Annotated in this window: 19 protein-coding genes and 2 pseudogenes; 15 read left to right on the forward strand and 6 right to left on the reverse strand. The window is 53.5% G+C overall.

Annotation, left to right across the window (positions count from 1 at the left end):
- The first annotated feature begins 14 nt into the window (after positions 1-14).
- From SJI19_RS08385 to SJI19_RS08405, 5 genes are all read left to right on the forward strand, one after another.
- Positions 15-1,004, forward strand: a complete 990-nt coding sequence (locus SJI19_RS08385) for a D-cysteine desulfhydrase (RefSeq protein WP_323477807.1) — start codon at positions 15-17, stop codon at positions 1,002-1,004.
- A 136-nt stretch (positions 1,005-1,140) separates the two neighbouring features.
- The gene (gene tcyN, locus SJI19_RS08390; protein WP_323477932.1) at positions 1,141-1,935 is read left to right on the forward strand and encodes an L-cystine ABC transporter ATP-binding protein TcyN; all 795 of its coding nucleotides are present in this window, start codon (positions 1,141-1,143) and stop codon (positions 1,933-1,935) included.
- Between the two features lie 232 nt (positions 1,936-2,167).
- Entirely contained in the window at positions 2,168-3,574 is a 1,407-nt protein-coding gene (gene rhlE / locus SJI19_RS08395; protein WP_323477808.1) for an ATP-dependent RNA helicase RhlE, read from the forward strand.
- A 285-nt stretch (positions 3,575-3,859) separates the two neighbouring features.
- Positions 3,860-4,804 (forward strand): tRNA dihydrouridine(16) synthase DusC, encoded by a 945-nt coding sequence (gene dusC, locus SJI19_RS08400; protein ID WP_323477809.1) that lies wholly within the window; start codon positions 3,860-3,862, stop codon positions 4,802-4,804.
- 229 nt (positions 4,805-5,033) lie between these two features.
- Positions 5,034-5,699, forward strand: coding sequence for a DUF1345 domain-containing protein (locus tag SJI19_RS08405; RefSeq protein WP_323477810.1), 666 nt, complete (start codon positions 5,034-5,036; stop codon positions 5,697-5,699).
- Positions 5,700-5,768: 69 nt separating this feature from the next.
- On the opposite strand, the gene SJI19_RS08410 is transcribed toward SJI19_RS08405, so the two are convergent.
- Positions 5,769-6,053 (reverse strand): YjcB family protein, encoded by a 285-nt coding sequence (locus SJI19_RS08410; RefSeq protein ID WP_323477811.1) that lies wholly within the window; start codon positions 6,051-6,053, stop codon positions 5,769-5,771.
- A 623-nt stretch (positions 6,054-6,676) separates the two neighbouring features.
- Here SJI19_RS08410 and SJI19_RS08415 point away from each other — a divergent pair.
- Both SJI19_RS08415 and pbpG read left to right on the forward strand, forming a co-directional pair.
- The gene (locus SJI19_RS08415) at positions 6,677-7,873 is read left to right on the forward strand and encodes a multidrug effflux MFS transporter (protein WP_323477812.1); all 1,197 of its coding nucleotides are present in this window, start codon (positions 6,677-6,679) and stop codon (positions 7,871-7,873) included.
- Positions 7,874-8,183: 310 nt separating this feature from the next.
- Positions 8,184-9,053 (forward strand): annotated as a pseudogene (pbpG, locus tag SJI19_RS08420) (D-alanyl-D-alanine endopeptidase); the annotation flags it as partial.
- A gap of 337 nt (positions 9,054-9,390) precedes the next feature.
- On the opposite strand, the gene SJI19_RS08425 reads toward pbpG, so the two are convergent.
- The 4 genes from SJI19_RS08425 to dld form a co-directional block, all read right to left on the reverse strand.
- Positions 9,391-10,080 (reverse strand): glutathione S-transferase family protein, encoded by a 690-nt coding sequence (locus tag SJI19_RS08425; protein WP_323477813.1) that lies wholly within the window; start codon positions 10,078-10,080, stop codon positions 9,391-9,393.
- A gap of 48 nt (positions 10,081-10,128) precedes the next feature.
- Complete coding sequence (locus SJI19_RS08430; protein ID WP_323477814.1) at positions 10,129-10,608, reverse strand: GNAT family N-acetyltransferase; 480 nt, start codon at positions 10,606-10,608, stop codon at positions 10,129-10,131.
- A complete protein-coding gene (locus SJI19_RS08435; RefSeq protein WP_323477815.1) occupies positions 10,608-11,594 on the reverse strand; it encodes a Gfo/Idh/MocA family oxidoreductase in 987 nt (328 codons plus the stop codon). Before SJI19_RS08435 ends, SJI19_RS08430 begins: the two co-directional genes overlap by 1 nt.
- A 287-nt stretch (positions 11,595-11,881) precedes the next feature.
- Positions 11,882-13,615, reverse strand: a complete 1,734-nt coding sequence (gene dld, locus SJI19_RS08440; protein WP_323477816.1) for a D-lactate dehydrogenase — start codon at positions 13,613-13,615, stop codon at positions 11,882-11,884.
- On the opposite strand from dld, the gene SJI19_RS08445 reads away from it, so the two are divergent.
- Together SJI19_RS08445 and bglX are read left to right on the forward strand one after the other, a co-directional pair.
- On the forward strand, positions 13,614-13,760 hold the full coding sequence (locus SJI19_RS08445; protein WP_323477817.1) for a hypothetical protein: 147 nt from the start codon (positions 13,614-13,616) through the stop codon (positions 13,758-13,760). The genes dld and SJI19_RS08445 overlap by 2 nt on opposite strands.
- A gap of 266 nt (positions 13,761-14,026) precedes the next feature.
- Positions 14,027-16,318 (forward strand): beta-glucosidase BglX, encoded by a 2,292-nt coding sequence (gene bglX / locus SJI19_RS08450; protein ID WP_323477818.1) that lies wholly within the window; start codon positions 14,027-14,029, stop codon positions 16,316-16,318.
- Here bglX and SJI19_RS08455 read toward each other — a convergent pair.
- Positions 16,305-16,478: a hypothetical protein gene (locus SJI19_RS08455; protein ID WP_323477819.1), complete on the reverse strand. Its 174-nt coding sequence runs from the start codon at positions 16,476-16,478 to the stop codon at positions 16,305-16,307. The two genes, bglX and SJI19_RS08455, sit on opposite strands and share 14 nt — an antisense overlap.
- Before the next feature lie 60 nt (positions 16,479-16,538).
- Here SJI19_RS08455 and idi point away from each other — a divergent pair, with 60 nt between their 5' ends.
- From idi to dinG, 6 genes and pseudogenes are all read left to right on the forward strand, one after another.
- On the forward strand, positions 16,539-17,081 hold the full coding sequence (gene idi / locus SJI19_RS08460; RefSeq protein WP_323477820.1) for an isopentenyl-diphosphate Delta-isomerase: 543 nt from the start codon (positions 16,539-16,541) through the stop codon (positions 17,079-17,081).
- Between the two features lie 243 nt (positions 17,082-17,324).
- On the forward strand, positions 17,325-18,209 hold the full coding sequence (locus SJI19_RS08465; protein WP_323477933.1) for an ABC transporter substrate-binding protein: 885 nt from the start codon (positions 17,325-17,327) through the stop codon (positions 18,207-18,209).
- A 27-nt stretch (positions 18,210-18,236) separates the two neighbouring features.
- Positions 18,237-19,394 carry an ABC transporter permease gene (locus tag SJI19_RS08470; protein ID WP_323477934.1) on the forward strand — a complete coding sequence of 386 codons (1,158 nt, stop codon included), beginning with the start codon at positions 18,237-18,239 and terminating at the stop codon, positions 19,392-19,394.
- Complete coding sequence (locus tag SJI19_RS08475; protein WP_323477821.1) at positions 19,391-20,332, forward strand: ABC transporter ATP-binding protein; 942 nt, start codon at positions 19,391-19,393, stop codon at positions 20,330-20,332. Before SJI19_RS08470 ends, SJI19_RS08475 begins: the two co-directional genes overlap by 4 nt.
- The gene (locus SJI19_RS08480; protein WP_323477822.1) at positions 20,333-21,064 is read left to right on the forward strand and encodes an ABC transporter permease; all 732 of its coding nucleotides are present in this window, start codon (positions 20,333-20,335) and stop codon (positions 21,062-21,064) included.
- A 445-nt stretch (positions 21,065-21,509) separates the two neighbouring features.
- A pseudogene (gene dinG / locus SJI19_RS08485) lies at positions 21,510-23,606 on the forward strand (ATP-dependent DNA helicase DinG); the annotation flags it as partial.
- Positions 23,607-23,610: the final 4 nt, after the last annotated feature.

Raw genomic sequence — 23,610 nt, forward strand, 5'->3', positions numbered from 1 at the left:
AGATGAAGGGTATTATGGATCTATCGCTCAAGCTTGCAGATTACCCCCGCCTCGATCTGATTGGCCCGCCCACCCCCCTGGAATTTCTTCCGCGACTCTCCGATCACCTGGGTCGTGAAATTTACTGTAAACGCGATGATGTGACGCCATTGGCCATGGGTGGCAATAAGCTGCGCAAATTAGAATTCCTGGCCGCCGACGCGCTGCGCCAAGGCGCTGACACGTTGGTCACTGCCGGTGCGATACAGTCTAATCATGTCAGGCAAACCGCTGCGGTGGCGGCGAAATTGGGTCTGCACTGCGTGGCGCTGTTGGAGAACCCATTCGGCAGCGAAGCGGAAAATTATTTAACCAATGGTAACCGCCTGCTACTCGACCTGTTCGGCGCCGAGGTGGTCATGTGCGAGGGCCTGGTTGATGCCGACCAGCAGTTGGCCGAGTTGGCGGAACGACTTGAGGCGCAGGGTTTTCGCCCTTATGTTGTGCCGGTGGGGGGATCCAATGCGTTGGGCGCGTTGGGGTATGTCGGATGTGCCCTGGAAATTGCCCACCAATGTGCGGATCAGCTAGCCTTGGGTAATGTGGTCACTGCGTCCGGCAGCGCTGGCACCCATGCTGGCCTGGCCGTGGGCTTACAACTGCTGATGCCGGCGACGCGGCTGATTGGCGTGACGGTTTCCCGCTCGGTGGCGATGCAACGGCCTAAAGTGGTTGACCTGCAGCAGCAATTGGCCGATACGTTGGGCATCAGGGCGCCGCTGGCGGACATCACTCTGTGGGACGATTATTTTGCCCCGGGTTATGGCATGCCTAATGAGGAAGGGCAGGCGGCGATTATGTTGCTGGCCAGGCTGGAAGGCATGCTGCTTGACCCGGTTTATACCGGTAAGGCCATGGCTGGCCTGATTGACGGTATTACACAACAGCGTTTTGATGATGGACCGATTTTGTTTGTGCATACCGGTGGGGCGCCGGCATTGTTTGCCTACCATCCCGCCGTGTAACGCGGCGATGTTAATTGTTAGTACCCTGCTGACAGACCCCCGTATGTCTAACTGACGGGTGGTTGCTGGGGGGCCACCCTCGCTGGCGGACCGGTCAGCGGTGACGCGAGGCGAGAACAACAGATCGGGAGTGATGATGAACAGTGCCACCAACAATAATCTCGACCACAACCCAGCCAGTACTATAGAAGTCAGGCAATTGGTCAAATCCTTTCATGGTCAGCCGGTGCTTCACGGTATCGATCTGTCGGTTAATCGCGGTGATGTGTTAGCGATTGTCGGGCCCAGTGGCTCGGGGAAAACCACGCTGTTGCGCAGCATTAACCTGCTTGAGGAGCCCGATAGCGGCACGATTCAGGTAGGTTCAATTATTATCGACGGTTCACGTGCGCTTAGTACCCAAAAAAGCCAAATCAGGGCATTGCGTCAGCAGGTGGGGTTTGTTTTTCAAAGTTTTAATTTATTTCCCCATCGCACGGTCTTGGAAAATATCATTGAGGGGCCGGTTATTGTCAAAGGCGAATCGCGCGCTGAGGCCATCGAACGCGCCAGGGAATTGCTGGCTAAGGTGGGCTTGAGCGGTAAAGAAGACGCCTATCCCAAACGGCTTTCAGGGGGGCAGCAACAGCGGGTGGCCATTGCCAGAGCGCTGGCGATGCGCCCTGAAGTGATCCTGTTTGACGAGCCGACCTCGGCGCTGGATCCGGAACTGGTCGGTGAAGTGCTCAGTACCATTCGCGACCTGGCGGAGGAAAAACGCACCATGGTCATCGTGACCCATGAGATGAGTTTTGCCCGTGATGTCGCCGATCGGGCCATTTTCATGGATCACGGTGTGATTACCGAGCAGGGAACGGCGCGTGAGGTATTTACCCACCCGCAGCAAACGCGCACCAAACAGTTCCTGGATAAATTTCTTAATCCACATTAACTTAATGATTTTAGTTATTTTTTACTCTGGTTGGTCGTTGATGGGTAGCATTTTTCCTGCCAGGTTGCAGATATTTATTTGATACCCATCCCATTTTGTTTGTAATTTTGCTACAATCCTCACAATAGATTTTGTCCGTTCACCATGGTGAGGATTGACCTCCCATCTGATTATCCCCCTGAGCGCAGCTTAGACTGGCGACATCGGGGCGGATCTGGAGTTTTTCATTAAAATGTCATTTGATACACTTGGCCTAAGTGCTGAGATTTTGCGTGCGTTATCCGAGAAGGGCTATGACGAGCCAACACCGGTACAATCACAAGCTATTCCGTTTGTATTGCAAGGCCGCGATATTATGGCCAGCGCACAAACCGGCACCGGCAAAACCGCCGCGTTTACCCTGCCGATACTGCAACTGTTAACCCAGGAACCTGCGCTGAAAGGCCGGCGCCCGGTACGGGCGCTAATACTGACGCCTACCCGTGAACTGGCGGCGCAGATTGGCGAAAATGTGGTTGAATACAGCGCCCATCTGGCCATTCGTTCGCTGGTGGTGTTCGGCGGCGTCAGCATCAATCCGCAGATGATGAAATTGCGCAGCGGTGTAGATGTGCTGGTGGCTACCCCGGGTCGATTACTGGATCTGGCGCAGCAGCGCGCAGTAGATTTATCGAACGTGGAAATTTTGGTACTGGATGAAGCCGACCGTATGCTGGACATGGGCTTTATCCACGACATTCGCCGCGTAATGAAATTGTTGCCAGTTAAACGGCAAAGCCTGATGTTCTCAGCCACGTTCTCTGATGACATCAAAGTTCTGGCGAACACTTTGCTGAGTAATCCCGCGTCGGTATCTGTGGCGCGCAGCAGTGTGGCTGCCGAACAGATTGAACAGTGCGTGCATCTGGTGGACAAGAAACGCAAGCGCGAGCTGCTTTCTTATATGATTGGTCAGAACGACTGGCGTCAAGTGCTGGTCTTCACTCGCACCAAACACGGTGCCAACCATTTGGCTGAACTGCTCAATAAAGATGGCATCACTTCGGCGGCAATCCATGGCAATAAAAGCCAGGGTGCTCGTACTCGGGCGCTGGCTGATTTTAAGCAAGGCAAAATTCGGGTGCTGGTGGCGACAGATATCGCTGCCCGTGGACTGGACATCGATCTGCTGCCCCATGTGGTCAACTATGAGTTGCCACAGATTGCCGAAGATTATGTGCATCGTATCGGTCGTACCGGTCGTGCCGCCGCTACCGGCGAGGCCTTGTCCTTAGTCTGCGTCGATGAACTGGGACTGTTGCGTGATATCGAACGCCTGTTGAAACGGCCGATCCCGCGCATGGCGCTACCGGGCTATGATCCGGATCCGACCATTAAAGCAGAACCGTTGCAAACCGGTCGCGGTAGCCGCTCAAGCGGCCCATCGCGCGGGGCGCCGTCCCGTGGCACACCTGCCCGCAGTGCATCAGCAGGTAACGGTTCCCGTGACGGCGCGTCTCGAGATGGCCGTCCGCCACAACGCCGTCGTGACGGCGAAAGTGCGTCGCAACCGGGTCGCAGCGGAGCGCCTCGTCGCTCATCAGGTGCGTCCGCCTATGCGGGATCTGGTTCACGGGACAGCCGTAATCCTAAGAAATAATGACGCATTTTCGCTATAACGTGAAAGATAGCGGTAATATCCAGTATCTTTCACGCCACGGGCAGATGTACGCGCTTAATCGCTGTTAACCTCGCCCGTATAAAAAACCGCACTACGAATGCTGGACCCTGGGTCTGCCATTTGACAGTGCGGTTTTTTTTTGCGGCGACCCGCCATTCTTCAAACCCATAACCAGTAGGTTTCTTGCGGCTGGAGGGCGATAAGCATTTGATTTTATCGCGTTGGATCCCCTACTATGGCCCGATCATCAGCGACGGATTTTTTATGCGCGTTTTATTGGCACCGATGGAGGGCGTCCTGGACTCACTGGTCCGGGAACTGCTGGGCGAAATTAACGATTACGATCTGTGCATCACCGAATTTCTGCGGGTGGTGGACCAACTGCTGCCGGTAAAATCCTTTTATCGCCTGTGCCCGGAGCTGCGTCATGCCAGCCGAACCCCTGACGGTACGCCGGTACGGGTTCAACTGCTGGGGCAGCACCCTCAATGGCTGGCGGAAAATGCTTTTCGTGCTGTTGAATTGGGTTCTTGGGGTGTGGATCTTAACTGCGGATGTCCTTCGAAAACCGTCAACGGCAGCGGTGGTGGCGCCTCGTTGCTCAAAGATCCCGAACTGATCTACCGCGCGGTCAACGCCATGCGCGCCGCTGTGCCGGCGCATTTACCGGTAACGGTAAAAGTGCGTTTAGGGTGGGATTCAGCCCTGCGCAGTTTGGAGATCGCCGATGCGGTTGCCCAAGCGGGTGCCACCGAACTGGCAGTACATGGACGCACCAAGGAGGACGGTTATCAGGCGCAGCGTATCGATTGGCCGGCAATAGGCCAAATTCGCCAGCGACTGTCGATACCGGTGATTGCCAACGGCGAAATTTTCGATCGTAATAGCGCCTTGGCATGTCTGGCGACCACCGGCTGCGACGCGCTGATGCTAGGACGCGGCGCGCTTTGCCTGCCTAATCTCAGCCGTGTGATAAAATACAATGAACCCCCCATGGCTTGGCCGGAGGTGATGGGATTATTGCAAAACTATGTCCGGTTGGAAAAGCAGGGCGATACCGGGCTGTACCACGTTGCGCGCATCAAGCAATGGCTGGGGTTCTTGCGCCAACAGTACGTTCAGGCTGCGGCGCTGTTTACCGAGATCAGAGCGTTGAAAACCTCGGCTGAGATTGCATGGGCGATTAGCCTTTATCGTCCTGATGCTTAGCGGTTCATCCCGCGCCCAGTGTTCTGATCGGTTGCGGCTTGAGTAAGTGTGTCGGGGGCAATAAATGCGGGACAGTGCAGCCAGGTTTTGGTCGGGTTTTACCGTTGACGCCTTGTGTTTTCCCTCGCCAGGTTCTACTTTTATCCACATCAGCGCCCCTTGTCCAGCAAAAGCCCGTCCGCCAGCATCGGACTAGTCAGTTTCATGTTCTTTAAGGCCCATTACCGCCATGCGCGTGTTCCATCCTATAGAGCATTATCTTACCGCCCGGCCAAGACTGCTGCTATCCATCGGCGCCGGCGTGGCCTGTTATGGGTTATTGCCGTCCCATTTTTCAATCCTGTTGCGTCTGATGATCGCGTGGAACGCTCTGGCATGGCTATACCTGATCTTCTTGTGGTGGGAAATGCTGCGTGCTGAGCCAGAAGATATTCGCACCATCGCCCTGCGACAAGATGAAAGCGCCAGCACGGTATTGACACTGGTGACGCTAACCTGCTTGATGAGCATACTGGTAATATTGCTGGAATTGAGTAACCTAAAGCAGATATCAGGTGCGGATAAAGCGTGGCATTTGGTGTTGACCGGGCTAACGTTGGTGGTCTCCTGGTCGTTATTACCGACCTCATTCGCTATGCATTATGCCCATTTATTTTATCGCGACCACAATCCCCATGCACGGGCGTTAATTTTTCCGAACAATGTCAAAAAACCCTATTATTGGGATTTTCTCTATTTTTCCTTCACTATCGCCGTAGCCTCGCAAACTGCCGATGTTGCCACCGGTACCACCGAGGTGCGTAAAGTCGCCTTGCTGCAGTCGGTTATCTCCTTTGTGTTCAACCTGGCTATCCTGGGTCTTTCGATTAACGTCGGCGCCGGTTTGTTGAGCTGAGTTCGGATAGGCAGACCTAAGCTGACACCCGGAGTCTTAAACCCGTGCTGTTATACTGACGTCGTCGTATTAACTGATCTGCCAGTCCGGTGGGGTATGGGATAATAGATAAATAATGAGTTGTTTTGAGTTGGCCCAGAATTCACGCGAGGCGATCTCGAATGACAGTCTGATGCCCAGCAGACTGGTGACAAACCAGCAGGCCATGCTGATACCCACAGCGCTAAAGATAAAGGACAGGGCGTAACGGTTGTTGTTGCGACAGACCACGTTCAAGGTACTGGCGAAAAACATCATCATCGCGCTGAGCAATTCCCAGCGCATCATCACAAAGCTTGAGGATAGCGTAGCCATGGGTAAATCCCCCCGGTAATCGTCGAAGGCGTAATTTTCGCCGGTTTTGTTGCATTGCGCTACAAAAATATGTGATTTAGATCTGGTTTTTTCTGCATGTTAGGGCTTTTGCCTACATTTTTGGCGCTGTATTTGTCGGTTGCTTCGAGAGGTCAGAAAAAAATTGGGAAACAGTTGCGCGGCCAGCGATAACTCATCGGAGCATGTTATCAATGGACGTTGGCGCAGGATTGCCGTCCTGGTGCTTAAAGGTATGATTCCTCTCCATCAAGGTTTTGAATAGTGCGGAGCTGGCAACAAAAAACGCTGTTTTTATCGCCAAAACGGATTATAGCAAAGGCAATAAATGTTAAGTAAAATTTGAAAATTATCAATAATATAGCTGCTAGGTAAATGAGTATACGCTGACCATTGGTATCCTCGGCAGGGTCAATCTCATGAATGAAATCGATATGGTAATAAATACTTACAGCCTTTACCAAAAATTGACATATTAGGGAGGCAATCATAGCCGTTACACTTACGTCAGTAGGCTACCGAAACTGATATTTTAACCGATCGTGGTGGATGACGGGTGCATCATGAGATCCGCAATGGCCACGATAATTAGGATTGTTGATGTTATGGCATCTGCACAAAAAAAATTTAGCTATGTCTTGGTGCTGGGTTCGCTGGCGGCTCTAGGCCCGCTGTGTACTGATTTTTACCTGCCCTCGTTACCGCAACTCGCCGCTGATTTAGTCACCAATACCGCCAGCGCGCAACTCAGCCTGACCGCCGGACTGCTGGGTTTGGGTATCGGTCAGCTGTTTTTCGGCCCGCTCAGCGATAAACTGGGACGTATGAGGCCATTGCTGATCTCTCTGATTGTGCTGTTGCTCGCCTCTATTGGCTGCGCGCTGGCGCAGAACATCACTCAACTGCTGTCGGCGAGATTACTGCAGGGTTTGGCCGGGGCGGGGGGGGCGGTCATTTCGCGCGCGGTGGCGCGGGATCTTTATAGTGGCCATGCTTTAACCAAATTTTTCGCGTTATTGATGCTGGTGAATGGTCTGGCGCCTATCGCTGCGCCGGTAATGGGCGGCGCGTTATTGGCGTGGACCAGCTGGCGTGGACTGTTTATCGTCCTGGCGGCTATCGCGTTAATATTGCTAGTGATGTGCTTATGGCGGCTTGAAGAGTCCTTGCCTGCTGGCCGTCGCAGCCAAAATTCCATACTCAGTGTGTTTGGTTCGCTGGCCAAGCTGTTGACGCAGCGCAGGTTTATGGGCTTGTGCCTGACCCAGGGTTTTAGCATGGCGGGCATGTTTGCATACATCGGGGCTTCGCCTTTTGTATTACAGCAGTTGTATGGCCTGAGTCCGCAAAGTTTTAGTTTTTGTTTTGCCATTAATGGGATCGGGCTGGTTATCGCCGCGCAAATCGCCGCCCACACCAGCATACGTTTTGGCGAGCAGCGGGTACTGTGTATCGGTCTGGGCATCGCGGGCATCGCTTCGTCGGTGCTGCTGCTCAGTGGCGCACTACACCTGCCGTTGCCGTTGATATTGCTGGCGTTGTTTTTCTCGGTAATGATCAACGGTCTGATTGGCACCCTGGCATCGTCCCTGGCCATGCAAACCCAAAGGAATAATGCTGGCAGTGCGTCGGCGATGATTGGCGTGGCAATGTTTGCGCTCGGCGCGCTGAGTGTGCCCATTAGCGGCATCGGCGGTACCTCGGTGTTGACCATGGCCATGACGATCTGGGGGTGTCATATCATCGCCATCATCCTGTTTTTTACCCTGGTGCGAAAAAAAGTCATTAGCGAACAACCCTGAATATGTGGCACAAGATTAAAATAATTGGCGCAGCATAATGCAGGGATACATGTTCTTAACGCAAATTACGGTTTATTTTTAAATCGTGGATTTTTTATTCTGTTTGATTACCGACTTACCGTAATTAAGATGATTAATAAAGTGTCTTTATTGAAATAAGCAACTGTAGCGAACTGATATTTGTCAACCAAACTGCAGTCCTTTTTCGTTTCGAAAAAAAACGGGTGTTTAGCGATTTTCGTTTGCAGAGAATCGGATATACTATGGCGTTATCAACGGCGGTCGTGCTGTATTTTTCAGGTAATGAATAATGTTGTCTTTTTTTCGTTTCGCTTGTTTTGGCGCGTCTCTTTTAGCGCTGGGTAATGTGGCTATTCTTGATGCCAACGCCGCCATCAATGCGGAGCCGGTCTCTATGGCTTCGCCGTTGGTGATTGCCTCCGGTAGTGCAATTGTATTTGATCTGTCGGATAACCATCTGCTTTATTCCATGAATGCAGATAAAGTGGTGCCCATCGCATCATTGTCAAAATTGATGACAGCCATGGTGGTGCTCGATGCCCGGCAACCGATGGACGACATCATTTCGGTGGATATTCATCAGACGCCGGAATTGCAAGGTGTATTCTCCCGGGTGCGGGTAGGCAGTGAAATCAGCCGGCGTAATATGCTGCTACTGGCATTGATGTCGTCGGAAAACCGCGCAGCCGCCAGCCTGGCGCATCATTATCCTGGTGGTTACCATGCGTTTATTGCCGCCATGAATGCCAAAGCGTTATCTCTGGGTATGCTGCATACCCACTATGTGGAGCCGACAGGGTTATCCCCAAACAACGTTTCCACGGCACGGGATCTGTCAAAATTGCTGATAGCCACCCAGCAATACCCCATGCTTACCGAACTCAGTACGACCCATGAAACCATGGCAACCTTTAGCAACCCACCCTACACTTTGCCATTTCGCAATACCAATCACTTGGTTTATCGGCCAGATTGGTCCATTCAGCTGACCAAGACCGGATTCACCAATCCAGCGGGACACTGCCTGGTGATGCGTACCATGATTAATCATCGGGCGGTGGGCTTGGTGGTATTGGATGCTTACGGCAAATATACGCATTTTGCTGACGCTAGCCGAATTCGCAGCTGGCTGGAGACCGGCCATGCCACCGCGCTGCCATCGGGGGTATTAGCTAAAACGGGTACTTTGCGCGCTACCCGGTCAGCCTATAAAACCGCTGCGCACCGCGCAAAGGCCACGGGGAGACACCAGGCCAAGTCTGCCCCGGTGCGCCAGACAGCCCTGAATAAAACCAAACATCACAAAGCCGGCCCGGCAGTGGTCGCTAAAAAACATAAACAACCGGTACAGACAGCGTATAAAAAAGCGAAAAGCAGCAAAACGAAGACGGTGTATAAAAAGTCAAAAATGATAAAAGCGCGGCAGACCGCAAAAAACGGCAACGGCACGTCACTCCAGCAAGTTGACTGACCGCTGCGTTCAAAGGCCGTCGGCGTTATTCAGCCCGACTGCGCAAATCGTTGATGATCACCCCTTGTGCTACGGTTTCATCCTCATGGGATGCATCACGCCAGGGCTCTGCCAGCGCGTCGCGATACCATTGCGTCATGGCTGGCAGTGCCAGCATCTGTTTACACCACAGCATCGCTGCGGATGACAGCGGTAAATCATAGGTCTGAACCCGAAATACCACAGGTGCGAAAAAAGCATCCACGGCACTGAATGTGGAACCGGCTAAAAACGGACCACCAAAGGTCGATAATCCTTGCTGCCAAAGTTCATCCAGTCGGGTCAGATCCTCCTGCAGGTCTGGAGCGATCGCGGGCAGCCGTACGCGTGCGCCGCAGTTCATCGGGCACAGCGTTCGCAGCGCGGAAAAACCGGAATGCATTTCCGCCGCGGCACAACGTGCCCACGCTCGGGCCTGATAGTGTTCCGGCCATACCCCAGCATGGGTAGTTGCGAGGTATTCGACAATGCCCAAAGAATCCCACACCACAATGGCACCATCATTTAAGGTTGGCACTCGACCAGTCGGTGAAAAATGCTGAAAAATATCATGATTATTTGCTCCCTGGAACCGATGTAGTGTTTCGGTAAAGGGAATTGACAACACTCTCATCAGTATCCAGGGGCGTAATGACCATGACGAGTAATTTTTGTTGGCAATATGCAGTTGATACACGATATGGCACTCCGTGACAGTATGAGTAAAAGGTTAAGTGGCTGATGGCTATGCGCCTGCACTGCGCCTGGATGGCGTCAGGGTGATGTTAAACCGCGGTAGTTGCTGGCCGGGAAAGACTCTGGACTCGACGAACTCTTCCTCACGTGCCCCCATGCGTTGGTAAAAACCGGCAGAATGGTGGTCGCATTCGATCAGCAAACGCTTGGCGCCGGCCCTGTGGGCGGTGTTAATTGACCAGCCGAACAGTGATTTGCCAATGCCGGTTTTAAGATTGGCCGGGGCGACACACAACCGCTCCAGGAAAGCGATTTCATCGGTAAACAGTAACTGCGCGACACCCAGTAAGGTGTGGTCATTTTCCGCTACGCAGATATGCGATTTTTCCATATCCGCCGGATGAAAGTTGAGCTTGTCGCGACAATCGCGAATAAAGGCGTCATCATAGCCCCAGAAGGCTTTTGACTGCACACAAAGCTCAGTAAGTTTGGTTAATTCATCCATGCGGGCTGCCCTGAGCTGATACATCAAACCTCCCTTGCGCGGCAGTGGTAAATCCGTAATATCAACTCGGTGGCCCGGCGAGCATCTGAACCGTCCGCCAGTGGCGTGGTGCCTTGGTTAATCGCCTGCTCGAAATCGGTAATGATCGCTTCATGACGTGAACTGTCGCTCACGTTGGGGGTACTGGCGCCGCCGTCCGGTGCGGGCGGGACCGATGAGGCTGGATTATCAATACCGTCTATATACCATTCGCTGATACAGTCATTAAGCAGGGTGAAGGTGCCTTTTTCAGAACTCACCTCCAACCGGGGTGGGTAACCTGGGCGCGCGCAAGTGGAGGCGACGAGGGTACCAATCATGCCGTTGGCGTAGCGCAATACCACCGCGCCGTGATCCTCGGCCTCGATCTGGTGGGCAAAGGTATCCAGTTCGCCTTGTAGCGATTCGGGCAGACCGAATAACCAGACGTAATTATCGATATTATGGCTGGCCTGCTGCATAAATACACCACCCCCATCGATAGCGTAACCGCCACGGTAGTCAGCGCTGGCATAGTAGGCCTCATCGCGCCAGAAGCGGCAACTGAGATCGGCGGCGTAAATCCGCCCAAACGCGTTTTGTTCCAATAAGGCCTTGATGGCTTGATTATCGGGATTGGTACGGCGCTGATAACTCACCGCCAGGGTGACATGGTGCTGTTGCGCAGCGCTAATCATGGCATCCATGGCGGCCTGGCTGATATCCAGTGGTTTTTCCACCAAGATGTGCTTTCCCAATCGGGCAGCCTCGATGGCGCTGTGGTGATGCAGACCGTTGGGAGTGGTGACGATGACAGCATCATAGGGCCGGTCCACCGCCGCAAGTGTCGGCCAATAAGGCAACGCGCCGGGGGTTGCCTCCGTCGTTTTGCTGCGGGAAATAAAACCGACGGCTTCACTGGCCGGCAGTGCTTGCAGGGCCTGGAGATAGGTATGACTGATGTTACCTGTACCCACGATGACATATTTCATAAACGAGTCGGTACCTTGTTAAAAAAGAAGAACCGATCATCCCTGACTATCATGATTCCTGGCTAAAACAATCGTCAACTCCTGTATAGAACAATCATGATTGGTAACACTGCGAAGCAGTATTGCAAAGGTCATCGCACTTGCCAAGTCCCCTTTACACGTAGTGCCAATTTGGTGCTGAAAATACCGCCTTTTAGGCGGCCGACAGCGCTAAATAACCGGTGCCCTTCACGTTGAGTTTTTCGGGTAATGGGATAATGTGGCACCGGGAAACTGAAGAATGCAGGCTAAGATTGCCGGTGTTCTTCACACTGTTCGCACCAGTGTTTCAGCTTGGACGTTTGGCCGATACCGGGATTAAAGCTATTGGTGGGGTCAATGTGCCGATAGAATTCGGCCAGTGGTGGTTTAGCCTGATACAAATGCCCGACGTTATGTTCTGCGGGATATTCAGCGCCGCGCTGGTTAAGCAGTGCCAGCATTTGCTGTTTGAGTTCGTGGCTATCCACGCCCTTGCGCACAATATAATCCTGATGGAATACATGGCACATGAAATGGCCATAATACAGCTTCGCCACTATTTGCCGATCGATCTCCGGCGGTAGCGTCTCGAACCATTGGGTTTCATTACGAGGTAAGGCGATATCCAGCGCCAGAATATCCTCGACCTTATTGCTATGAACCGCATGATAGCGCACGGCGGCGCCAGCAGCAGCGAACCGGTGTAAAAACGCTTTATTACCTTCATCTTGAGTACAGGTGAAATAATCCCCTGGCGCCTGCTCAAAAAAACGGGCTAGGTAGTCTGATGCCTCGTTTATGCCGTCACCGGACATTTTCAGTAGCAGATGATGTTCATAACGGTCGCGGTACTCTTGCATCCGCAGCGGCAGGTGCCTTGGCCACAGTCGGCTGAGCCCCTGCATCAGCCGGTCGCTTAGCTGGGTCGGTAGCCATGGCCAGGCGTTTAGCGTAGCGTCAATGCGCCCTTTAAGCTGAAAGAGCCATGGCATGCGGTCGGTGCCCAGGCGGTTAATCAGAATAAACGTATCTTTACCATAAGTTGCACTGATGTCGTAGCAATCGCGATGCATATACTCGCCGGCCACGGGTAAGTGGGTGAAATCGGATAATATGTCGCGCCGCAACCGGGTCAGTACCTGTGGATCATTAGTGCCGATATAAAATACCTGCTGGCGCTGCTCGGCGGGGAAGGTGTCCAGGCGCACGGCAAACACCGCCAGCTTGCCCGCGCTGCCCGAGGCTTCGAACAGCCGGCGCCGATCGGCGTTAAAACGCGATGGGGTTGCGGCGTCGACATCGCGTACCCGTTGGGCATAATCGTGGTCTGAACAGGCGTGATCGGCGTGATGAATATCGTTGGCGCTATACTGCTGATTGTCGAGACGGGTTAGGATCTGTTCCGGCGTTGAGCCAAGATCGATGCCCAAGTGATTAACCAACTGCAGCTTGCCGTCTTGATCGATTTGCGCAAACAGTGCCATTTCGGTATAGGCTGGACCGCGTTTTACCAAGGAACCACCGGAATTATTACAAATACCGCCGATCACCGATGCGCCTAGACAGGATGAGCCGATAACGGAATGGGGTTCTCGTTTCAGCGGTTTCAACGTCTTTTCCAAGGTGTAAAGCGTACTGCCCGCCAACGCCACCGCCTGCCGACCCTCATCCAGCAGTTGCACGCCATCCAGTCGCCGGGTGCTGATCAATACCACCTCACGGTCGTAGTCCGTCCCGCTGGGGGTTGAGCCTTCGGTAAGCCCGGTATTGGCCGACTGCATAATAATAATTTTATCAGCGGCCACGCAGGCGGCTAAAATTTGCCACAAGGATAATAACGTCTCGGGCAATACCACCGCCAGCGCCGGTCCGCTGCCGGAACGGAATCCTTTCAGGTAGCGTTGGGTCTGACGTTTGCCGGTCAGGACGGCGCGTTTGCCGGCAATGGTAATAAGTTGTGAAATAAACGCATGGGATAAATAAGGTGATGGCTGGGTCATGATGATTTCCCTTTTATGTGATTCGAACGGAATCAAGCGCCGTTTTGGTACGCTGCTGCCGAGATACTCTGGGGCAATGGCGGTGTGTGACGGGCGTTCGGCGTGGTATTTTATCCGCGTGGCGGCCGATCAGTTGCTGCCATAAACGATAATCATAGTGCCACGTAGTGCTATGTTGTGCCATGTCGTGCCATGATAGCCCATGCATCACGGCCTCAACCGGAGATTGAGCCTGAACGGCCAATAGGGGCAAGATTCCACAGGAAACAAATGCTTTCAATAATTTAACATTACCCTTTCAACTCCGTGATGATCTACACTACGTGCAGCATTGCCCTATGGCATATTACCCCGAACAGCCGATAACCGCCTCTCGGTTCGGCCCGCTTTTGCCCGTGTGAGAATAACGATATGAAATGGCTGTGTTCAATTAGCCTGCTAGCTTCCTTAACGCTTAATCCCGCTCTGGCGGATAATACCCAACTCCCCTCTCCCAATTTGCCCCGTGACGCTTACGTCAACGCTTTGCTGCAAAAAATGACTCTGCAGGAAAAAATAGGTCAGCTGCGGCTTATCAGCGTGGGTCCGGAAAATCCCAAGTCAGCGATTCGGGAGATGATTAAAAACGGCCAGGTAGGCGGTATTTTCAACACCGTCACCCGGCAGGATATCCGTGCGATGCAGGATCAGGCTATGCAGTTGCCCAGGCTTAAGATACCGCTGTTTTTCGCCTACGACATTATCCATGGCCAGCGGACCATTTTCCCTATCAGCCTGGGATTGGCCTCGAGTTGGAATCTTGACACTGTTGCCACCAGTGGACGTATCGCTGCTTATGAAGGCAGTGAAGACGGTCTGAATATGACCTGGGCACCGATGGTGGATATTTCTCGCGATCCACGTTGGGGTAGGGTATCAGAAGGTTTGGGGGAAGATACGTTCCTCACCTCACAAATCGGCCGGACGCTGGTGCGTTCGATTCAGGGAGCCCATCCCGGTGATCGCCATGCGCTCATGACCACGGTCAAACACTTTGCGCTCTACGGCGCGGTGGAAGGGGGGCGAGATTATAATAGCGTTGATATGAGTCCTCAGCGCATGTTTGATGATTATATGCCGCCGTATAAAGCGGCATTGGACGCGGGAAGCGGCGGTGTCATGGTGTCACTTAACACCATCAACGGCGTGCCGGCCACGGCCAACGCGTGGTTGCTAAAAGATATTTTACGTAAACAATGGCACTTTTCTGGCATTACTATCAGCGATCACGGTGCAATCAAGGAACTGATCAAACATGGGGTGGCCAGTGATCCAGAACAGGCGGTAAAGATTGCGCTCAATGCCGGTATCAATATGAGCATGAGCGACGAGTACTATGACCGCTACTTGCCGGGGTTGGTGAAGCGCGGTGAGGTGAAAGAACACGAGATCGACCAGGCGGTGCGCCATGTGCTGAATGTGAAATATGACATGGGCCTGTTTCGTGATCCCTATAACCATCTTGGGCCGGTGGGTAGCGATCCGCAGGATACCAACGCTGAAAGCCGTCTGCATCGCGACGCTGCCCGGCAGGTAGCACGGCAAACGTTGGTACTGCTTAAGAACCGGCTGCAGACGTTGCCGCTGAAAAAACAGGGCACGATCGCCGTGGTCGGCCCACTGGCCGATAGCCAACGGGATATTATAGGCAGTTGGTCGGCCGCCGGACGGCCCAAGCAGTCCGTCACGCTATTGCAAGGGATGCGCAATGCCGTGGGCAATAAAGCCACCATTCTGTATGCCAAGGGTGCCAATATCACCAATCACCAAGATCTGGTGGCTTTTCTTAATTCCTATGACCATGCAGTCGACGTCGATCCACGTACACCGCAGGTTATGATTGATGAAGCGGTCAGTGCGGCGCGCAAAGCGGATGTGATTGTCGCGGCGGTGGGGGAATCCCAGGGCATGGCCAACGAAGCGTCCAGTCGTACCCATCTCACCATCCCGGACAGCCAGCGCCAGTTGATTGATGCGCTAAAGGCTACCGGCAAGCCGCTGGTATTGGTGTTGATGAACGGTCGCCCTTTGGCACTGGTGCGTGAAAATCAACAGGCCGACGCGATGCTGGAAACCTGGTTCAGCGGTACTGAAGGGGGCAATGCCATTGCCGATGTGTTGTTTGGTGATTACAATCCATCCGGTAAATTGCCTATATCTTTCCCCCGTTCCGTTGGACAAATCCCGATTTATTATAATCATCTGCCCACCGGACGACCTTATCTGGCTGAGAAGCCGGATAAATATACCTCGCACTACTATGATGAGGCCAATGGGCCGCTGTTTCCGTTTGGTTTTGGTCTGAGCTACACCACGTTTTCTGTATCTGACGTGGCGTTATCCAACCCGACGCTGAAACCGGATGGGTCAATGACGGTGAGCGTGACCCTGACCAATACCGGCCATCGTGACGGTGGCACCGTTGCCCAGCTTTATATTCACGATATTACGGCTTCGGTAAGCCGTCCGGTTAAGCAACTAAAAGGTTTCCAGCCGGTATTTTTAAAAGCTGGTGAATCGAAACGGATCACGTTTACGCTTGATGCCAATGCACTGAAATTTTACAACCAGCAAATGATTTACGCCGCTGAACCGGGAGACTTTGATGTCATGGTCGGATTAGATTCCGCCCGGGTTAAAACCGCCCGGTTTACCTTGTTGTAACGCCACCCAACGCGCCACTGCCGATGTTGCCCATCGCAGTGGCGCGTTGACCACGGGCAAACAGAGCCATCATGACGCCAAGGCCACTGACGGATGAGCGTTCAGACACGGTTTTTTGCAAAGATTTGCGCAGTCTTGCAGTAATCACTCTTTTTTGCACAGATTTTTACCGCCGTAGCCGATAGACTTATGTTAACAGCAGTTTAGGCAAGGCGAGGTGATGGTCGTTAGCGAAGTGATCCTGGTGGATAAACAAGATAGACCGATCGGCAGCATGGAAAAGCTCCAGGCACACCGGGAAGGGCTATTGCACCGGGCAATTACGGTCTATCTGTTTAATCCCCAGGGCGACCTCTTGCTGCAGCGGCGCGCCATCGATAAATACCATTGTGGTGGATTGTGGAGCAATACTTGCTGTGGTCACCCTGCGCCTGATGAACCCACGCCGGCGGCAGCTCGACGACGATTATTTGAGGAGATGGGATTGCATTGTGTCCTGACGCCGATATTTGAGTTGCAATATTACCTCCCGCTGTCCAATGGTCTGATCGAACACGAATTTGACCATGTCTATTTCGGTATAACCAAACAGGTTCCCAGACTCAATCCTGCCGAAGCAATGGATTTTCGTTATCAGTCCTTAAGCCAAGTTCAACAGGCTATTTTGCAACAACCCGGCTGCTTTACCCCGTGGTTTTTACTCACCATGGCGACCATTCCAGATTATTATCACGCGTTTATGCATCTGCGCCGCGCCGGTTAAGGTTTTGCAAACTCGCCGATGTCGGTTTGGTGGTCTGTCGACGGGGATGTTTTTTTGCCACCAGAAATGTGTTTCTATGGTTACGCTTCCTTTTTTTAATCAATAAATTTCAATTTGAACTATTATTTCATAAAAATATCCATCGCTATTGCCTGATGGACCATTGATCAATAACCTTCAAGGGGATACCAACCTATGGGCAACTTTTATCTTCAGGGACGGGCGCTGTGCCTTGCCGCAGCCATGTTAGGCATGGCGTCAGGCGTACAGGCGGCGGATTCACCGGTAAAGGTCGGGTCGAAGATCGATACCGAGGGCTCGCTGCTGGGCAATATCATTGTGCAGGTGCTCGATGCCCATGGCGTAAAAACGATTAATAAATCCCAGCTTGGCGCCACCCAGGTGCTGCGTGGCGCTATCACCTCTGGTGAGATTGATATCTATCCGGAATACACCGGTAACGGCGCATTTTTTTTCAGCGATGAGAAAGACCCGGTCTGGAAAAATGCCAAACAGGGCTACCAGAAGGTTAAGCAACTCGATTATGACAAAAATCACATTGTCTGGCTGGAACCGGCGCCAGCCAATAATACCTGGACGATTGCCGTACGCCAGGATTTGGCTAAAAAAAATCACCTGACGTCACTAACCGATCTGAGCCGTTATTTAAAAGACGGCGGTAAGTTCAAATTGGCGGCCTCGGCGGAGTTTATCGAACGGCCTGATGCACTGCCGGCCTTCGAAAAGGCCTATGATTTCACCTTGCAGCAAGATCAGCTATTGTCATTAGCCGGGGGGGACACGGCGGTGACGTTGAAAGCTGCAGCGGAACAGACCTCCGGCGTTAATGCCGCCATGGCTTACGGCACCGACGGTCCGGTGGCGGCATTGGGATTGCAAACCCTGACCGATCCTAACGGCGTGCAGCCGATCTACGCACCCGCGCCGATCATTCGTGAAGCGGTGTTGAAACAACATCCACAGATCGCGCAGTGGCTCAAACCGGTGTTTGTTTCCCTGGATACCCAAACCTTGCAGCGGTTGAACGCCAGTATTGCAGTGGAAGGGCAAAATGCCAAAAAGGTTGCGGCGGAGTATCTCAAGCAGCAAGGTTTTGTGAAAAACTAATGCATTCGGATGTAGAGAGAGCCTGTGATTGGGGTTAAAAACCGCGTTCTGCTGACGTTGGCCCTACTGTGGTTGCTTGCTGCAGTGCTACTGCCGTTTGTTAATTATGCGCCGAACCGCCTGATGTCAGGACAAGGTATCGGGCTGCTTAGCGTGCTGGGCGGCATGCGTTTATTGATTCTGGTGCCGGCGTTTGGCATCGGCCTCTTATGTTTTGTCACGCCGTCTCGTCCCGCGCGCCTGGCGGCCATACTGCTGGCTGAAACGTTGCTGTTTTGCCTGGTGGCCTTGGCGGGCCATAGTGCCACCGAACTGGCGCAGCCGGCGGGAGCAGCGCTGGCGCGCACCTCGTTTGGCAGCGGATTTTGGTTGATGTCGGCGCTGTGTTTGTTGATGGCGGCCGATGCCATTGGTCGGCTGGTTGATAACCCCGCCCTACGGGTGCTGGTCAATGCACAACTCTGGCTGCCGCTGGTGGGGCTGGTGTTAACCGGACGTCTTGATCGGCTATCGCTGTTCATTGAGTACGCTAACCGGCAGGATATGTTCCAGCGGGCGTTGGCCGAACACCTCACTTTGCTGTTTGGGACACTGGCACCGGCCATGATTATCGGCATTCCTCTGGGGTTACTGTGCCATCGCTCGCCGCGTTGGCGGCCAGCGTTGTTCTCCTCGCTCAATATTATCCAGACTATTCCGGCCATCGCCCTGTTCGGGTTGTTGATTGCGCCGCTGAGCAGTTTGGCCGCCTCCTGGCCCTGGTTGCGCGCCGCTGGCATTGGCGGGATCGGCCTGGCACCAGCGCTGATTGCCCTGGTCTTGTATGCATTATTGCCACTGGTGCGTAGCGTGAATGCCGGTTTGCAGCAGGTACCCGCCGAGGTGATTGAAACAGCACAGGGCATGGGCATGACCCAGGGGCAAATTTTCTGGCGTGTTGAAATTCCACTGGCGCTACCGGTGATGCTGTCCGGTATCAGGATCATCGCCGTACAGACCGTTGGCATGAGCATGATTGCCGCATTGATCGGCGCGGGGGGATTTGGTGCGTTGATGTTCCAGGGGTTGCTGAGCAGTGCGTTGGAACTGGTGTTGCTGGGAGTGATGCCTGCCATCGCACTGGCCGTGCTGGTGGATGCGCTGTTTAAACTGATCATTTCATTACTTGAAACGGTACGCCGATGATTGAATTCCAGCAGGTCAGTAAATATTTCCATGGCAAACCGGCAGTGGAAAATCTTAACCTGAACATTGCTAAAGGTGAATTCACCGTGCTGATTGGCACCTCTGGTTCAGGCAAGTCCACTACGCTTAAAATGATCAATCGTCTCATTGAGCATGATCGAGGGAAAATCCTGTTTGCCGGTGATGAAATTCACAGCTTCAAGCCACAGGAGCTGCGGCGGCGCATGGGTTATGCTATTCAATCCATCGGCCTGTTCCCGCATTGGACGGTGGAACAAAATATTGCCACGGTGCCGCAACTGCTGAAATGGTCGCGCGCGAAGACTCGCGATCGGGTCACCGAGTTACTGGAATTACTGCATTTGGATGCACGGCAGTTTCGCGGCCGTTATCCACACCAACTCTCCGGTGGGCAACAGCAACGGGTAGGGGTAGCTCGGGCCTTGGCCGCCGATCCGGAAGTGCTGCTCATGGATGAACCCTTCGGTGCGCTCGATCCAGTAACCCGCGCCGCGCTGCAAACTGAAATTGTTCGCATCCATCAGCTGTCCGGTCGCACGGTGGTGCTGGTCACTCATGATATTGACGAGGCGTTGGCGTTGGCGCAGCGTATTGTCCTGCTTGATGGGGGCCAAGTGGTTCAACAAGGAACGCCGCGCCAGTTGTTGACGCAGCCGGCCAATGACTTTGTCCGTGATTTTTTTGGCCGCAGCGATATCGGCATCAAACTGTTGGCTCTCGGCGCGGCGGGTAGTTATGCCCGCAAAGGTGAGCAAGTGGACGGCCAGCCTATTTCAGCGACGCTGACGCTAAGGGAAGCGTTATCGGAATTTGTATTTCGCCAGACCGAACGGTTGCCAGTGGTAGATGAGCAGGGCGATGCTATTGGCGTGCTGCATTTTCAGGACTTGATTAAGCCGACCGGGGAGGATGGGTAGATGTTACGGCGTACCGTGACCGATCCGTTGTTATGGGGCCTGCTGTTACTGTTGGGGCTGATGTTTGGCATGCCACATCTGTCCGGGCTGTTCTCCTGGTTATTTCCAACGCTTGCTCGCCCGGTGTACCTTCAAGACAGTTTTGCCTCACTGGCCTGGGCGCATGTGCAACTGGTATTGATCTCCAGCGTTATCGCCATGGCCATTGGCGTGGGCGCAGGCATCGGTGTGACGCGCCCGGCTGGCCGGGAGTTTCGTTCGCTGCTGGAAACACTGGTGGCGGTGGGGCAGACGTTCCCACCGGTGGCGGTGCTGGCGGTGGCAGTACCGGTGATGGGGTTTAGCCAACAACCGGCGATCATCGCGTTGGTATTGTATGGCTTGTTGCCGATAGTCCAGGGTACGATCACCGGGATTGAAACCGTCGGAGAATCGATACAGGAAACCGCAGCCGGGGCTGGCATGAGCCGATGGCAAATACTGACCCGAGTGGAGTTACCACTGGCGGCACCGGTGATTATCAGCGGTATTCGCACGTCGGTCATCATTAATATTGGCACCGCCACCATCGCCTCTACCGTCGGTACCAAAAGCCTGGGTTCGCCTATTATCATTGGTTTAAGTGGATTTAATCCTGCCTACATCTTGCAAGGGGCGTTGCTGGTGGCCCTGCTGGCTATCATCAGCGATATGCTCTTTGAACGCTGGTTGCGCTGCTATCGCTACGACTAAACGCTTCACTGAACTGTTCTTTTGGTGTTAAGGGCGTGCGCCGCACCCGAGATCGGGTTATGGGGTTTTGGCGCCGATGCCTGCCATCAGGCCGCGAGTGACCGCCCCAAGGTCAGCTATGGACGATAACGATATAACCGGCCAGCATGACACCGCCTACGGCACCCAAAGCACAGAGGGAAATAACACCAATTACCGCTGCTTTAACCAGATTCATGACATTCCTTAATAAGCCCGCCTGCGCTTATTATAGAGGCTATTGGCCAGCGGGCAAGGGCCGTCATTTACCCACCGGATTCGCCAAGGCAACTCACTTCTTGGGTGCACCAGGCCTCGACATCGCTCGCATTAACCATAATGCCTGCGGATATATACAGCATAATTGCTGACGTAGCCGCGGGTCTGTGGGACAATACCTGCCCTTGTTATCACCAAAAGTAGCTGAATGTCGCTGTCCGTCGCCACCAAAGCGCAAATCCATGATTGGTATAAAGCGCTGCAAAAACACATTCCGGATTTTATCTCCCGCATGCCGCAACGCCAGATGATCGCTGAAGTGGCCAACGCGCTATCCGGCGAAATCGAACGCCATCTGGCGATCGAGGCCCCTACCGGGGTGGGTAAAACGATCGCCTATCTGATCCCCGGTATTGCTATCGGTCGCGCGGAGGAAAAAACTTTGGTGGTCAGCACGGCCAACGTGGCGCTGCAGGACCAGATTTTCAGTAAAGATCTGCCGCTATTAAAGCAATTCATCCCGGATTTGACATTTACCGCCGCCTTTGGTCGGCGCCGGTATGTTTGCCCGCGCAATCTGGCGGCCATGTCGGCAGATGCGGTGTTCCAAGGCGATCTGAAACTGTTCCTCGATAATGAGTTAACGCCGGCCAACAGCAACGAAAAAACCCTGTGCGGCAAGCTACTGCAGGATTTGCAACGCTTCTCTTGGGATGGACTGCGCGATCACTATCCAAAATCAGTTAGCGACGGCTTATGGAGTAAATTGAGTACCGACAAAGCCAACTGTCTGGCGCGCAATTGTCACTATTTTCGTGAGTGTCCGTTTTTTATCGCCCGCAAGGAGATTGAAAACGCCGACGTGGTGGTTGCCAACCATGCGCTGGTGATGGCGGCGCTGGACAGCGAATCGGTGTTGCCTAATCCGCAGCATATGTTGCTGGTGCTTGATGAAGGGCATCATTTGCCGGATGTGGCGCGAGACGCGTTGGAGATGTCCGGCGAGATCACCCTGGGGTTTATGACCCACCAGCTCGAATTGTTTATGCGGCAAACCGAACAAATCCTGGCCCAGTTTAAACCGGCCAAGCCCCCGTTGCTGAGCGGTAGCGAGCGTTTAAAAAACCACTGCGCCGAAGTTCAAGAGCGGGTGCAGGCGTTCGAAAATCTGGCCCTGGTCATGCTGCCGCACGATAGTGTGGTGGGCGAATTCCGTTTTACCATGGGGCAACTGCCCCCCGAAATGACTGAAATCGCTGCCCGTTTGCATAAACTCACCGAGGGGTTGCGTATGCTAACGGAGTTTTTGCTCAATGATCTGAGTGAAAAAACCGGTAAACAGGATATCGTCCGGCTACATCAAGCGCTGTTACAGACCAGCCGTACTCTGGTTTTTTGGGAATCTAGCAGCCGGTTATGGAAATTGGCGGCGCAGGAGAAAGCGTCCAATGCGCCGATTTCCAAATGGTTGACCCGTGAGATGCATGACGGCGGCGCGCACATTTTTTTACATTGCGTCGGTATCCGCGTCAGCGATCAACTGGAAAAATTGCTATGGTCGAGGATCCCCCATGCGGTGGTCACCTCCGCGACCCTGCGTTCCCTGAACAGTTTTGCCCGTTTGCAGGAGTTGTCCGGCCTGGATGAACGCGCCGGCGATCGTTTTGTCACACTGGGCTCGCCGTTTGACCATCAACGGCAGGGCAAGCTGGTGATCCCCTGCATGCTTAATGAGCCGGTGATGGCTAAGGAGACGGAGCATCTCGCCGAGATGGCGCAATTTTTCCGCGCCAGCCTGGCGGTGGGTGCCCATCGGGGCATACTGGTACTGTTTGCCAGTCACCGTGCGATGCAAGGTTTTTTGGCCAACGTCACTGACCTGCGTTTACAACTGCTGGTGCAGGGGGATCAGCCACGTTATCGGTTGATCGAAGAACATCGTCGTCGGGTTGATCAAGGCAAAACCAGCATTCTGATAGGGTTGCAGTCGTTTGCAGAAGGGCTGGATTTAAAAGGTGAACTGCTGACCCAGGTGCATATTCATAAAATTGCCTTTCCGCCCATCGACAGTCCGGTGATCGTGACGGAAGGTGAATGGCTGAAAAGCCAAAAACGCCATCCTTTTGAGGTACAAAGTCTGCCCAGTGCATCATTCAACCTGATCCAGCAGGTCGGGCGGTTGATTCGCAGCCATGAGTGCACCGGCGAAATTGTGATCTATGACCGGCGCTTATTAACCAAACCTTATGGCGCACGCCTGTTGGCGGCGCTGCCAGTATTTCCCATTGAACAACCTGAGATGCCAAACT

Origin of the sequence: Acerihabitans sp. TG2 (genome assembly GCF_035013185.1) — a bacterium.
Lineage (GTDB): Bacteria > Pseudomonadota > Gammaproteobacteria > Enterobacterales > Enterobacteriaceae > Acerihabitans.